Source organism: Tabrizicola sp. M-4 (assembly GCF_051132405.1).
Taxonomy (GTDB): domain Bacteria; phylum Pseudomonadota; class Alphaproteobacteria; order Rhodobacterales; family Rhodobacteraceae; genus Paragemmobacter.
In genome coordinates this window covers 3,742,501-3,755,272 of sequence record NZ_CP128606.1, presented here as the reverse complement: position 1 = coordinate 3,755,272, position 12,772 = coordinate 3,742,501, and the positions used below count along the sequence as shown (strand labels likewise).

The 12,772-nt window shown below is 65.0% G+C and carries 14 protein-coding genes and 1 tRNA gene (1 of these 15 cut by a window edge); 10 read left to right on the top strand and 5 right to left on the bottom strand.

From position 1 onward, the window contains the following. Positions 1-74 precede the first annotated feature (74 nt). Positions 75-200 (bottom strand): type B 50S ribosomal protein L36, encoded by a 126-nt coding sequence (gene ykgO / locus TabM4_RS18360; RefSeq protein ID WP_023666132.1) that lies wholly within the window; start codon positions 198-200, stop codon positions 75-77. 70 nt (positions 201-270) lie between these two features. Beyond that, positions 271-345: transfer RNA gene (locus TabM4_RS18355), tRNA-Val, on the bottom strand. A gap of 137 nt (positions 346-482) precedes the next feature. On the opposite strand from TabM4_RS18355, the gene TabM4_RS18350 reads away from it, so the two are divergent. After that, positions 483-1,343, top strand: coding sequence for an N-formylglutamate amidohydrolase (locus TabM4_RS18350; RefSeq protein WP_434615738.1), 861 nt, complete (start codon positions 483-485; stop codon positions 1,341-1,343). Here TabM4_RS18350 and TabM4_RS18345 read toward each other — a convergent pair whose 3' ends face one another. Then, positions 1,344-2,597, bottom strand: coding sequence for a DNA polymerase IV (locus TabM4_RS18345; RefSeq protein ID WP_434615735.1), 1,254 nt, complete (start codon positions 2,595-2,597; stop codon positions 1,344-1,346). Between the two features lie 96 nt (positions 2,598-2,693). Between TabM4_RS18345 and TabM4_RS18340 the strand changes: the two genes are divergently transcribed. From TabM4_RS18340 to TabM4_RS18330, 3 genes are read left to right on the top strand one after another with little or no spacing between them, the layout of a single operon-like run. Continuing rightward, positions 2,694-3,572 carry an SPFH domain-containing protein gene (locus tag TabM4_RS18340; RefSeq protein ID WP_434615732.1) on the top strand — a complete coding sequence of 293 codons (879 nt, stop codon included), beginning with the start codon at positions 2,694-2,696 and terminating at the stop codon, positions 3,570-3,572. Next, the gene (locus TabM4_RS18335; RefSeq protein WP_434615729.1) at positions 3,572-3,844 is read left to right on the top strand and encodes an NfeD family protein; all 273 of its coding nucleotides are present in this window, start codon (positions 3,572-3,574) and stop codon (positions 3,842-3,844) included. The genes TabM4_RS18340 and TabM4_RS18335 overlap by 1 nt, the downstream gene beginning before the upstream one ends. A 6-nt stretch (positions 3,845-3,850) precedes the next feature. Continuing rightward, positions 3,851-4,279, top strand: coding sequence for an NUDIX hydrolase (locus TabM4_RS18330; protein ID WP_434615726.1), 429 nt, complete (start codon positions 3,851-3,853; stop codon positions 4,277-4,279). Here TabM4_RS18330 and pyrF read toward each other — a convergent pair. Beyond that, positions 4,254-4,946 (bottom strand): orotidine-5'-phosphate decarboxylase, encoded by a 693-nt coding sequence (pyrF, locus tag TabM4_RS18325; RefSeq protein ID WP_434615723.1) that lies wholly within the window; start codon positions 4,944-4,946, stop codon positions 4,254-4,256. The two genes, TabM4_RS18330 and pyrF, sit on opposite strands and share 26 nt — an antisense overlap. Before the next feature lie 104 nt (positions 4,947-5,050). Here pyrF and TabM4_RS18320 point away from each other — a divergent pair, with 104 nt between their 5' ends. From TabM4_RS18320 to clpB, 5 genes are all read left to right on the top strand, one after another. Continuing rightward, a complete protein-coding gene (locus tag TabM4_RS18320; protein WP_434615720.1) occupies positions 5,051-5,944 on the top strand; it encodes an ROK family protein in 894 nt (297 codons plus the stop codon). Next, positions 5,937-6,656: a copper homeostasis protein CutC gene (locus TabM4_RS18315; RefSeq protein WP_434615717.1), complete on the top strand. Its 720-nt coding sequence runs from the start codon at positions 5,937-5,939 to the stop codon at positions 6,654-6,656. Before TabM4_RS18320 ends, TabM4_RS18315 begins: the two co-directional genes overlap by 8 nt. Before the next feature lie 12 nt (positions 6,657-6,668). After that, positions 6,669-7,439, top strand: a complete 771-nt coding sequence (locus tag TabM4_RS18310; RefSeq protein WP_434615714.1) for a hypothetical protein — start codon at positions 6,669-6,671, stop codon at positions 7,437-7,439. Beyond that, the gene (locus TabM4_RS18305; protein WP_434615711.1) at positions 7,436-8,260 is read left to right on the top strand and encodes a TolB family protein; all 825 of its coding nucleotides are present in this window, start codon (positions 7,436-7,438) and stop codon (positions 8,258-8,260) included. The genes TabM4_RS18310 and TabM4_RS18305 overlap by 4 nt, the downstream gene beginning before the upstream one ends. A 208-nt stretch (positions 8,261-8,468) precedes the next feature. Beyond that, positions 8,469-11,081: an ATP-dependent chaperone ClpB gene (clpB, locus tag TabM4_RS18300; protein ID WP_434615708.1), complete on the top strand. Its 2,613-nt coding sequence runs from the start codon at positions 8,469-8,471 to the stop codon at positions 11,079-11,081. A gap of 59 nt (positions 11,082-11,140) precedes the next feature. Here clpB and TabM4_RS18295 read toward each other — a convergent pair whose 3' ends face one another. Next, positions 11,141-11,623, bottom strand: a complete 483-nt coding sequence (locus TabM4_RS18295; RefSeq protein ID WP_434615705.1) for a fasciclin domain-containing protein — start codon at positions 11,621-11,623, stop codon at positions 11,141-11,143. 287 nt (positions 11,624-11,910) lie between these two features. On the opposite strand from TabM4_RS18295, the gene msrP reads away from it, so the two are divergent. Beyond that, positions 11,911-12,772: the 5' portion of a protein-methionine-sulfoxide reductase catalytic subunit MsrP gene (gene msrP, locus TabM4_RS18290; protein WP_434615703.1), read on the top strand. It continues 50 nt past the right edge of the window; 862 of the gene's 912 nt are visible here — the first part of the coding sequence; it begins with the start codon at positions 11,911-11,913; its stop codon lies off the right edge, out of view.

The window sequence follows — 12,772 nt, the reverse complement described above, 5'->3', positions numbered from 1 at the left end:
CCCGGCCACTTGGCACGCGGCAAAACAAAAGGCCGCCCAATGGGCGGCCCTGTCCTCCGGTTTCCCGGAAAAGATCAGCCCTGACGGGCCTTGTACCGCTTCTGCGTCTTGTTGATCACATAGACGCGGCCCTTGCGGCGCACGACCTGGCAATCGCGATGACGCGTCTTGAGCGAGCGGAGCGAATTCGCAACCTTCATCGTTCTTCTCCCATTCGCGGCGCGCAGCGCCTTGAAATCCTTGATGTTTCCCTTGCAGGAAACGGCGAAATGGTGGGCGGTACTGGGATCGAACCAGTGGCCACTACGATGTCAACGTAGTGCTCTACCGCTGAGCTAACCGCCCACGTTCCTTCACATTTCCGCCCGATATCAAAGCAATAAGACGCGGGCGGGTCCGCGTCGGTCGTGGGGTCTATAAAAGGAGTCGCCCCGGGGTTCAAGGGGTTTTGGCAACGGAAAAAACACGGCTATATCTGGCACATGCAAAGCGACGCCTTCACCCTGCACCTTCCCCGCCGCCGCTCCACTCCGGTGGTCTTCTCGTCACCCCATTCCGGGGCAGACTACCCGCAAACCTTTGTTTCCCAAAGCCTTCTGGATCGTCACGCGATCCGGTCCTCGGAAGATGCCTTTGTAGACCAACTGTTTTCCGCCGCCCCCTCGCACGGCGCGCCCCTCCTCGCCGCCCGGATGCCCCGCGCCTATATCGACCTCAACCGCGCCGCCGACGAACTCGACCCCGCCGTAATCGAAGGCATCGACCGCGCCCCCCACAACCCCCGCGTCTCCTCCGGCCTTGGCGTCATCCCCCGCGTGGTGGCAGGCGGCCGCGCCATCTATCGTGGCAAACTCCCGAGGGGAGAGGCCGAAGCCCGCATCCGGCAGGTCTGGCATCCCTATCATGCCGCGCTGAAAACCCTTCTGGATGAAAGCCTTGCACAATTCGGGGAGGCTGTCCTGATCGATTGCCACTCTATGCCGCACGAGGCGATCGAGGCGCATTCCCGCCCCGGCCGCCCCCGCCCCGACGTGGTGCTGGGCGACCGTTTCGGCGCCGCCGCCTCCCGCGAAGTGGTGGAGCGCATCGAAACCGCCTTCGCCGCCGCGGGCCTCCGCACCGCCCGCAACGCCCCCTTCGCCGGTGCCTATATCGCGCAGGCCTACGGTCGCCCCTCGCGCAACCAGCATGTCGTGCAGATCGAGATCGACCGCGCTCTCTACATGGACGAGGCGCGAATCGAACCTCGCGCCGATTTCCAAGAATTCCAAAGGCTTATGACCGGCATCATCGCCCGCATCGCCACCCCGCCCGAAGGCCGCATGCCGCTTGCGGCGGAATGATCACCGCAAGGCGCGGCCCTTGATGATGGCATCCTTGCCGAATCTTGCCCGGATAGCATCTGCCGCCCGCTCCGCCTTCGCGCGCTTCCCGGCGTCCGGGTCCAGCAGGTCCCCCGACCGATCCGCCTGATCCTCATCGACCAGATCCGCGATCCCCACCCCGATAAGGCGGAATGGCCCTTTGGTACCGGACTGGTCGAACAAGTCCCGGGCCGCACGATAAATCCGGTCGGCGATCTGCGTCGCGTCCCCCAACCCGTGCCGCCGCGTAACCGTCTGGAAATCCCCGCGTTTCAGCTTCAAAACCACCGTCCGCCCCGCCAGCCCCTTGGCCTTCGCGCGGTCCGACACCTGCTCTGCCAGTCGCCAGATATGCCCGTCCAGCAGGTCGGCATCCCCGGTATCCTCGTTGAAGGTCGTCTCCTTGCTGATCGATTTCGGGCGTTCATCCCGGCTCACCCGCCGCTGGTCCAGCCCCCGTGCCAGATGCCAAAGCCGGTCCCCCATGCTCCCGAACCGCGCCACCAGATCGACCCGCTCCCACCGCAGCAGATCGGCAATCGTCCGTATCCCCGCCGCCTCCAGCGCTCCTTGCGTGGCCGTCCCAACCCCCCAGATGATCCGCACAGGCTTCGGCGTCAGGAACCCTTGCGTCTCCGCCCGCCCGATCACCGAAAACCCCTTCGGCTTGTCGAGGTCGGATGCGATCTTCGCCAGAAACTTGTTGTGGCTCAACCCGATAGACCCCGTCAGCCCCAGCTCCACCTCCATCCGCCGCACCAGCCGCGCCAGCATCACGGCGGGCGGCGCGCCATGCAGCCGCGCCGTCCCCGACAGGTCCATGAAGGCCTCGTCCAGCGACAGGGGTTCGATATCCGGCGTCAACTCCTCCATCATCGCCCGTATCTTCCGGCTCTCGGCCACATAGACTGACATGCGCGGCTTCACGACCACCGCCTCGGGACACAGCTTCAACGCTTGGAACATCGGCATCGCCGACCGCACACCTGAGATTCGCGCGATGTAGCAGCAGGTCGACACGACCCCCCGCGTCCCGCCCCCCACGATCACGGCCTTGTCCCGCAACTCCGGATTGTCGCGCTTTTCCACGCTCGCATAGAAGGCGTCGCAATCCATATGCGCGATCGACAGGTCGAACAGTTCCGCATGCGCCAGAACGCGCGGGCTGCGGCAGGCGGGGCAGCGCGGTCCGGCGTCAAAGGTCGTCAGGCAATCGCGGCACAGGGCGGGCATATCGCGATCCTATCAACGGCGCGCCCCCTTTGAAACTTGCGAAACGATCCCCAAATGCCGCATCTTGCGCGCGATTTGACGAAACGGAGTTGCCTGATGAACGACCCTATTCTCGGTGGGAACGCAGTTTTCCTTGCCATTGCCGCCTTCATTATCCTCTGCATCTTCCTTGGCGTCCGCATCGTGCCGCAGTCTGAAAAGCACGTCGTCGAACGCTTCGGCCGCCTGCGCGCCGTCCTCGGGCCGGGGATCAACTTCGTCGTCCCCTTCCTCGACCGCGTGCCGCACAAGATCTCCATCCTCGAACGGCAACTCCCCAACGCCTCGCAGGACGCCATCACCGCCGACAACGTGCTGGTGAAGGTCGAAACCTCGGTCTTCTACCGCATCACCGAACCGGAAAAGACCGTCTACCGCATCCGCGACGTGGATGCCGCCATCGCCACCACCGTGGCGGGCATCGTCCGGTCCGAGATCGGCAAACTGGAACTCGATCAGGTCCAGTCGGGCCGCGCGCAACTCATCGAACGCGTCCGCGAACAGGTCCGCATGATGGTCGATGACTGGGGGGTGGAAGTCACCCGCGCCGAAATCCTTGACGTCAACCTCGACGACGCGACCCGCGCCGCGATGCTGCAGCAGCTGAATGCCGAACGCGCCCGCCGCGCGCAGGTGATGGAGGCTGAGGGCAAAAAGCGCGCTGTCGAACTCGCCGCCGACGCCGACCTCTACGCCGCCGAACAGGCCGCCAAGGCCAAGCGCATCACGGCGGATGCCGAGGCCTATGCGACCGGCGTGATCGCAGGCGCCATTACGGCGAACGGGTTGGAGGCCGCGCAGTACCAGATCGCCATGAAGCAGGTCGAAGCACTGGCACAGGTCGCCGTAGGCGAGGGCAAGCAGACGATCCTTCTGCCCGCCAACGCGATGGACGCCTTCTCCGACGCCTTCAAGCTGCTGCGGGGTAAGGGCTGATGTGGTGGTCCATCTGGTGGGTCTGGGTCGTCGCGGGCTTCCTGATCGGCGGGTTGGAGATTTTGGCGCCGGGTTACATCTTCCTCGGCTTCGCCATCGGCGCGGTGACGACGGGGGTATTCCTCGGCCTCGGTATCCTGTCCGGTGGGCCTGCCTTCCTGATCCTGACCTTCGCCCTCTGCTCGCTCGTCGCGTGGTTCGCGCTGCGCAAGACGATGGGCGTCAGGGACAATCAGGTGAAGGTCTGGGACCGCGATATCAATGATAACTGAGGCCAAATGAGCGGGGGCTTCGTCGGGACCAAGGCCGCGCTCTTCTGCGGCGACGCGCTCCTGACCTGCCTGCGCGACGGCCACCCCGGCCTCCCCTGGCCGGGGATGTGGGACCTTCCGGGCGGTGGCCGCGAGGGCGACGAATCCCCCGAAACCTGCCTCCTCCGCGAATTGTTCGAGGAATTCGGTCTCCGCCTCCCGCCCGACCGCCTGACATGGCGCATCGAACTCCCGTCGATGACCGACCGGTCACGCCCGTCGCATTTCTTCGCCGGAACGATCACGCGCGCCGAAATCGCCGCCATCCGTTTCGGCGACGAAGGGCAGGGCTGGGCGCTCATGCCCACCGCCGATTTTCTGAACCATTCCCACGCGATACCGGAAATGCAGCGCCGCGTGCGCCTTGCGCTTACCGCTTGGGCAATTCCGCAATGACCGCGCGCGCCGCCGCCGCAGGGTCCGCCGCCTGCCAGATCGGCCGCCCGACGACGATGTGATCGGCGCCGTCCGCAATCGCCTGATGCGGCGTCGCGATCCGCTTCTGATCCCCCGCCGCCGCCCCCGCTGGCCGCACTCCCGGCGTCACGATCAACCGCCCCTTCGCCTGCGGCAAAGCCCGGATCATCGCTGCCTCCTGAGGCGAGGCGATCACCCCATCCGCCCCCGCCTCCAACGCACGCGCCGCGCGTTCCAGCGTGATATCATGGATATCGCCGGGCTTGATCAGGTTGGCATCTAGGTCTGCCCTGTCATTCGACGTCAGCACCGTCACTGCCATGATCTTCAAACCCGTCCCGGCCTTCCCCTCGGCCGCCGCGCGCACCACCTGCGGATCGCCATGCACCGTAAGCAGGTCCAGATCGTACCGCGCGATCCCCCGTACCGCCGCCTCTATCGTCGCGCCGATGTCGAAAAGCTTCAGGTCGAGAAAGACCTTCTTGCCCAATTCGCCCTTCAATTCATTGGCCAGCGCCAACCCGCCCCCGGTCAGCATCCCCAGCCCGATCTTGTAGAAGGACGCCGCATCCCCGATCCGCTGCACGAGGTCCAGCCCCTGCACCACGTTCGGCACGTCCAGCGCCACGATCAGACGGTCATCCATGCTGCACCCCCCAAGCCAAGCTTGCGGCCACTTGATCCCGACGGGCGGGGCTGTCAAGCCGCACGAAGCCCGCTAATCTCGGCCGCAAAGCACAAGGGGCAGGTATGATCCTCTGTTTCGACATCGGCGGCACGCGGATCAAGGCCGCAACCTCCACGGGCGGCACCCTCGCCCGCCTCGGCGACATGCCCACGCCGACCCACGACTTCGCCGCCTTAACTGCCGCCATCGCCCGCTTCGCCGAAGGCATAGCGCCAAAGGCCATCGCCATTTCCATCGCCGGAGTCGTAGACCCAGACACCCAAAAACTCCGCGTCGCCAACATCCCCTGCGCCGATGGCCGCCGCCTTGGCCCCGAACTCTCCGCAGCGCTGTGCCTGCCCGTCCTCGTCCTCAACGACGCCGACTGCTTCGCCATGGCCGAGGCGTCCCAAGGCGCAGGGCAGGGCCATCGCACCGTCTTCGGCATCATCCTCGGCACGGGAGTCGGGGGCGGGTTGGTCATCGACGGCAAGCTTGTCTCCGGCCCCGGAGGCTTTGCGGGCGAATGGGGCCACGGCCCCGTCGCGAAGACGCAGGTCGAAGGCGTCACCCTGCCGGAATTCCCCTGCGGCTGCGGCCTGACCGGCTGCATCGACGCCGTCTGCTCCGCGCGCGGGATAGAGAAACTCCACCTCTCCCTGCACGGCCACCAATCCACCGCCGAATCCATCCTCACCGACTGGCAATCCGGCAACCCGCAGGCGACGCAAACCGTCAACGTCTGGCGCGCCATTCTCGCCCCGCCGCTCGCCATGATCCTCAACACCGTCGGCGCCTCCATCGTCCCCGTCGGCGGCGGCCTCTCCAACGTCCCCGCCCTCATCTCCCACCTCGACGAAGCCGTCCGCGCGATGATCCTGCGGAAAACCGACCGCCCCCTCGTCACCCCCGCCCTTTGCACCATCGAACCGGGTCTGATCGGGGCCGCCGCCGCAGCCGAGGCCGCCTTTGCCTGACATCCTCCTCGAAATCTGCGTCGAGGATGCCTCCGGCCTCCAATCCGCCATCGCAGGCGGGGCAGGGCGCATCGAACTCTGCTCCGCCCTCGCGCTGGGCGGCCTGACCCCCTCGCCGGGACTGATGGCCGAGGCCGCGCGCTCCCCCATCCCCGTCATGGCCATGATCCGCCCCCGCGCGGGCGGCTTCGTCTGGTCGACCGAAGACCTCCGCCAGATGAAGGCCGACATCGCCGCCGCCCGCAACGCGGGCCTTTCCGGCGTCGTTCTGGGCGCGTCACGCCCCGACGGTCGCCTAGATGAATGGATGCTCACCACCCTCCTGAACGAAGCGAATGGCATGGACACCACCCTCCACCGCTGCTTCGACCTGACGCCCGACAAGCCGCAGGCGCTCGAAACCGCAATCCAGCTCGGCTTCCACCGCATCCTCACCTCCGGTGGCGCCGGCACCGCGCCCGAAGGTGCCGACACCCTGCAAACCCTCTTCTTACAGGCACAAACCCGCATCACCGTCATGCCCGGCGCGGGCATCCGCCCCGAAACCCTGCCCGCCCTGCGCCATCTGCCCTTGCGCGAAATCCACGCCTCCTGTTCCATGCCGCAACCGGAGGATACCGCTATAACCGCCCTTGGCTTCGGCCCGCCCGAACGGCGCGTCACCTCGGAACCCGTTATCCGCGCGCTGAAAACCGCGCTGGCCCAGATGTGAGTGAGGACAACCGTGCAGATCACCGTGACCTACGACCGCCCCGACGAAGGCCCCCGCTCCGGCCCCGTGCAGGTCGGCTGGTTCCTCGCCTCCGACAAGGGTGCAGTGCTCTACGATCCGCCCGAACGCCTCGTCTCGCGTCAGGTCAGCCGCGTGCATGCAAAAAGCGCCAGCCGCTGCCCGGCGGTGATCCAGATGGAGAGCCGCTACTTCGTCATCAAATGCCCCTTCGACCTGCACATCGGCTTTTCCCGCGACGACAAGGGCAAGGCCGTGCTGGTCAACCGCGCCGGTACCGCCTCCCCCATCCGCTCGAACAAGCTGAACGAGGTCCTGACCCTCGTGTCGGAGGTTGAATGGCGCTACTCCGACCGCCCCACGGTGCAACTGCACCTGCCTTATACCTTCATCGCCGACGAACCCGTCTGGATGACGCAGGTCGGCACCTTCGCGCATTACCGCAAGGACCCACTCCCCGGCACGATCTTCGGCGGGCGCTTCCAACTGAACCTATGGCCGCGCCCGATCATGTGGGCCTTCGAATGGCACGAACCCGAAAAGGACATCGTCCTGAAACGGGGCGATCCCCTCTTCTACTGCCAGTTCGAACACGAAGGCCCCGACCGCCCCGTCCAGATGGTCGAGGCCGACAAGACCCCCGAACTCACCGCCTACATGGAACAGATTTCCGGCGTCGTGAATTACGTGAACCAGACCTTCAGCCTGATGAAGGACGCCGAACGCCTGCGACCGAAGAAGCTGCTGAAGGCCAAGGAACGGTGAAATCCCACCTCTCCATCTGGGACATGGCCGAAGGCCGTGCCCGCACCCTGTTGACGGTCGAAGACCGGATCGAGGCACCGAACTGGTATCCCTCTGGCGATGCGCTCTTGGTGAATGGCGGCGGGCGGCTTTTCCGCGTCCCGCTGGACAAGCCGGCGCTGCAACCGATCGACACTGGCTTTGCCGACCGCTGCAACAATGACCACGGCATCAGCCCGGATGGCAGCACCATCATCCTGTCCAATCATCGGGGCAGGGGGTCGGAAATGTTCATGATCCCCGCCAGCGGCGGCACGCCGCGCCTGATCAATGAAGAGGCGCCAAGCTGGTGGCATGGATGGTCGCCCGATGGAAAGACACTCGCCTATGTCGCGGCGCGCGGCGGCAGCAGGGTGATCGACGTGTACACGATGCCCGTCGAAGGCGGCTCTGAAACCCGCCTCACCTTCGGCGAAGGCCATTCCGACGGCCCCGATTACAGCCATGACGGCAAACGCATCTACTGGAACTGCGACCGCGACGGCCATGCGCAGATCTGGGTGATGGACGCGGACGGCGCGAACCAGCGCAAGCTCTTCGCCGACGATCACGTCAACTGGTTCCCCCACCCTTCGCCCGATGGCCGCCACCTTCTCTACCTCGCCTATCCCCCCGGCACCGAAGGCCATCCCGCCGACCTTCCCGTGGCCCTCGTCCTCTGCAAACCTGACGGCACGGACCGCCGCCGCATCCTTGAATTCACGGGCGGGCAGGGGACGATGAACGTTCCGAACTGGGCACCGGACTCCCACGCCTTCGCCTTCGTCCGCTATACGGCGTAAAGGGGGCTGCCGCCCCCGCCGCCCGTTCCGGGCGTCTCCCCCAGCTGGGTATTTGAACCGAGACGAAGCGGCATGGGAAAAGTTGACGCATTCAACCTTTGCAATCTTGCAGCAGGGCAAGACCCGTCCCATCTTTGACCCAAGGCCGATGCGGCCGTGCCTCTTCAGGGCGTCCGCAGGATCGGTGCTATGAAAAGGAGACATGCCGATGAACCTTGAAAAGTTCACGGAACGCTCGCGCGGGTTCCTTCAGGCCGCGCAGACCATCGCGATGCGGGAAAGCCACCAGCGGCTCGCGCCCGAACACCTGCTCAAGGCGATCATGGATGACGAACAGGGGTTGGCCTCCAACCTCATCCGCCGCGCCGGGGGCGAACCCGCCCGCGTGCTGGAAGCCGTCACCCTCGCCCTGTCGAAACTGCCGAAAGTGTCCGGCGACGCCCAGCCCTTTACCGATCCCGGTCTGGTCAAGGTCCTGGACGAGGCCGAGAAGCTGGCGAAGAAAGCCGGCGACAGCTTCGTCCCCGTCGAACGCATCCTCATGGCCCTCGCCATGGTCCCCGGCGGCGCGAAACAGGCGCTGGATGCCGGGGCCGTCACGCCGCAGAAACTGAACGCCGCGATCAACGACATCCGCAAGGGCCGCACCGCCGACACCGCCTCCGCCGAGGAAGGCTATGACGCGCTGAAGAAATTCGCGCGCGACCTGACCGAGGCAGCGGAGCAGGGCAAGATCGACCCCATCATCGGCCGCGACGAGGAAATCCGCCGCGCCATGCAGGTCCTGTCGCGCCGGACGAAGAACAACCCCGTCCTGATTGGCGAACCCGGCGTCGGCAAGACCGCGATTGCCGAAGGTCTGGCCCTGCGCATCGTCAACGGCGACGTGCCGGAATCCCTGCGCAACAAGAAGCTCATGGCGCTTGACATGGGCGCGCTGATCGCGGGCGCCAAGTATCGCGGCGAATTCGAGGAACGGCTGAAATCCGTCCTGAACGAGGTGACGGGCGCCGATGGCGAGATCATCCTGTTCATCGACGAGATGCACACTCTTGTCGGCGCGGGCAAATCCGACGGCGCGATGGATGCGGCAAACCTGATCAAACCGGCGCTTGCGCGGGGTGAGTTGCATTGCGTCGGCGCGACCACGCTGGACGAATACCGCAAGTACGTCGAAAAGGACGCGGCCCTTGCCCGCCGGTTCCAGCCGGTCATGGTGGACGAGCCGACGGTGGAAGACACCATCTCGATCCTGCGCGGGATCAAGGAGAAATACGAACTCCACCACGGCGTCCGCATCAGTGACTCGGCGCTGGTCGCCGCCGCCACCCTGTCGCACCGCTACATCACCGACCGCTTCCTTCCCGACAAGGCGATCGACCTTGTGGACGAAGCCGCGTCGCGCCTGCGGATGGAGGTGGATTCAAAGCCCGAGGAGCTGGACGCGCTGGATCGTCAGATCCTGCAATTCCAGATCGAATCCGAGGCGTTGAAGAAGGAAGACGACGCCGCATCGCGCGATCGGCTGGAAAAACTGGAAAAGGAACTGTCGGACCTGCAACAGCAGTCGGCCGAGATGACCGCGAAATGGCAGGCCGAACGCGACAGTCTGGAACAGGCGCGTGATCTGAAAGAACAGCTCGACCGCGCCCGCGCAGAGCTTGAACACGCCAAACGCGAGGGCGATTTCGCCAAGGCGGGCGAACTGCAATACGGCCGTATCCCGGGCTTGGAAAAGTCGCTGGCCGAGGCAGAGGCGCGCGAGGGCGAGGCGCTGGTGGCCGAGGCCGTGCGTCCCGAACAGATCGCCGAAGTCGTGGAACGCTGGACCGGTATCCCCACCACCAAGATGCTGGAGGGGGAAAAGGAAAAGCTGCTGCGGATGGAGGACGAGTTGGGCAAACGCGTCGTCGGCCAGCATCAGGCGGTGGAGGCGGTGTCCAAAGCCGTCCGCCGCGCCCGCGCCGGGCTGAATGACGAAGGCCGCCCGCTGGGGTCCTTCCTCTTCCTCGGCCCCACCGGGGTGGGCAAGACCGAACTGACCAAGGCACTGGCGGAATACCTGTTTGACGACGAAACCGCGATGGTCCGCATCGACATGTCGGAATTCATGGAGAAACACGCCGTCGCCCGCCTGATCGGCGCGCCCCCCGGCTATGTCGGCTATGACGAAGGCGGTGTCCTGACCGAAGCCGTCCGGCGCAAGCCCTATCAGGTCGTCCTCTTCGATGAGGTGGAAAAGGCCCATCCGGACGTGTTCAACGTCCTGCTGCAAGTCCTCGACGACGGCATCCTGACCGACGGTCAGGGTCGCACCGTGGACTTCAAGCAGACGATCATCGTCCTGACCTCCAACCTCGGGTCGCAGGCGCTCTCGCTCCTGCCCGACGGCTCCGATGCCGCGCAGGCCAAGCGCGAGGTGATGGAAGCGGTGCGCGCCCATTTCCGCCCCGAATTCCTGAACCGTCTGGACGAGACGATCATCTTCGACCGCCTCGGCCGCGCCGACATGTCGGGGATCGTGGAGATCCAGCTGCGGCGTCTGGAAAAGCGTTTGGCACAGCGCAAGATCGCGCTGGACCTCGACGCCGATGCCAAGGCGTGGCTGGCCGAGGAAGGCTACGACCCCGTCTATGGCGCACGCCCCCTGAAACGGGTGATCCAGCGCCAGCTTCAGGACCCGCTGGCCGAGATGCTCTTGGCAGGCGACATCCTCGACGGCTCCACCATCCATGTGACGGCGGGGGCTGAAGGCCTGATCGTTGGCGACCGCGTCATCGCCTCGAACCGCGAACGCCCGACGCAGGCAGTCGTGCATTAAGCAAAAGGGGCGCAGTCAGTGCTGCGCCCCCTCTTCTTCCGACAGGGATTCGGAAAAGATCAGCCTTCCGGCGGCAGGATGACCGAGTCGATGACGTGGATCACGCCATTCGTCGCCTCGATATCGGCGGTCGAAATGACCGCGCCGTTCACCTTGGCGCCGCCTTCCAGCGTGATGGTCACTTCACCACCCTGAACCGTCGCGGCCTTCTGGCCTTCGGTCAGGTCGGTCGACATGACTTTGCCCGGAACCACGTGATAGGTCAGGATCGCGGTCAGCTTGTCCTTGTTCTCGGGCTTCAGCAGGTCTTCCACCGTGCCGGCGGGCAGGGCGGCAAAGGCGGCATCCGTCGGCGCGAAGACGGTGAACGGGCCTTCGCCCTTCAGCGTTTCGACCAGACCGGCGGCTTCCACGGCGGCGACCAGCGTCGTGAAGTTGCCCGCGCCCACGGCGGTGTCGACGATGTCCTTCGCGTCCTGGGCGAAAGCAGGCGCCGAAAGCGCCATGGCGGTGGTCAGGGCAAGAAAGGTTCTGCGGATCATTGGTGTCACTCCCATTCGATCTTCGCCAGAATTGGCTTTCCTCATATGGGTGGGAAAACGCTTCGGATGACTCTGACAGATACGTTAAGTCATCTTGCCAAGCAGACACGCGCCGCTAAGCCGCTACCCTTTTCCCGATCCACTCAAAAACCTGTGACGCGGATTTACCTTTCGTGATTGAAACCATCCCCCAATCTCCTGCGTAAAGCCAAGGTGAAGGCGCGTTTGTTGCCTTTTCATCGGACAGGCGCAAACTCTTGTCCAACCGTAAGGAAGGGAGTTCCGCGATGAAGAAGACAGGTCTCGGTTGGTCGGATGTCACCCCCAAACACCTTTGGCTGAATCGCCGTGCCGTCATGGCCGGGGCAGGGGCCGCGCTGCTGGCCGGGCCCGCGATGGCCAAGCTCACCTATTCACCCAGTCGCTTCTCCACGACCGAGGCTCCCAACAGCCTTGAGGACATCACCACCTACAACAACTTCTACGAATTCGGCACCGGCAAGGAGGACCCCGCGCGGAATGCAGGCGCTCTGACGACGGACCCTTGGTCCATCACCATCGACGGCATGGTCGAAAAGCCCGGCACCTATGACCTCGCCGACATCCTCAAGGACCAACCGCTGGAGGAACGCATCTACCGCTTCCGCTGCGTCGAGGCGTGGTCGATGATCGTGCCGTGGATCGGCTTCGAGCTTTCCGGCTTGCTGAACCGCGTCGGCGTCCAGCCTTCCGCAAAATACGTGGCCTTCGAAACCCTCGTCCGCCCCGAAGAGATGGTGGGCCAGCAATCCCCGATTCTCGAATGGCCCTATCGCGAAGGCCTGCGTCTGGACGAGGCCATGCATCCCCTGACCATCCTCGCCACGGGCCTTTACGGGGAAGAAATGCCGAAACAGAACGGCGCGCCCATCCGGTTGGTCGTCCCGTGGAAATACGGCTTCAAATCGATCAAGAGCATCGTTCGGATCTCGCTCACCGACCAGCAGCCACAGACGACGTGGAACATGCTGCAACCTTCGGAATACGGCTTCTACTCCAACGTCAATCCGAACGTCGATCACCCGCGCTGGTCGCAGGCCTCTGAACGCCGCATCGGCGCGGGGCTCTTCGCGGGTCGTCAAGATACCCTGATGTTCAATGGGTACGAGG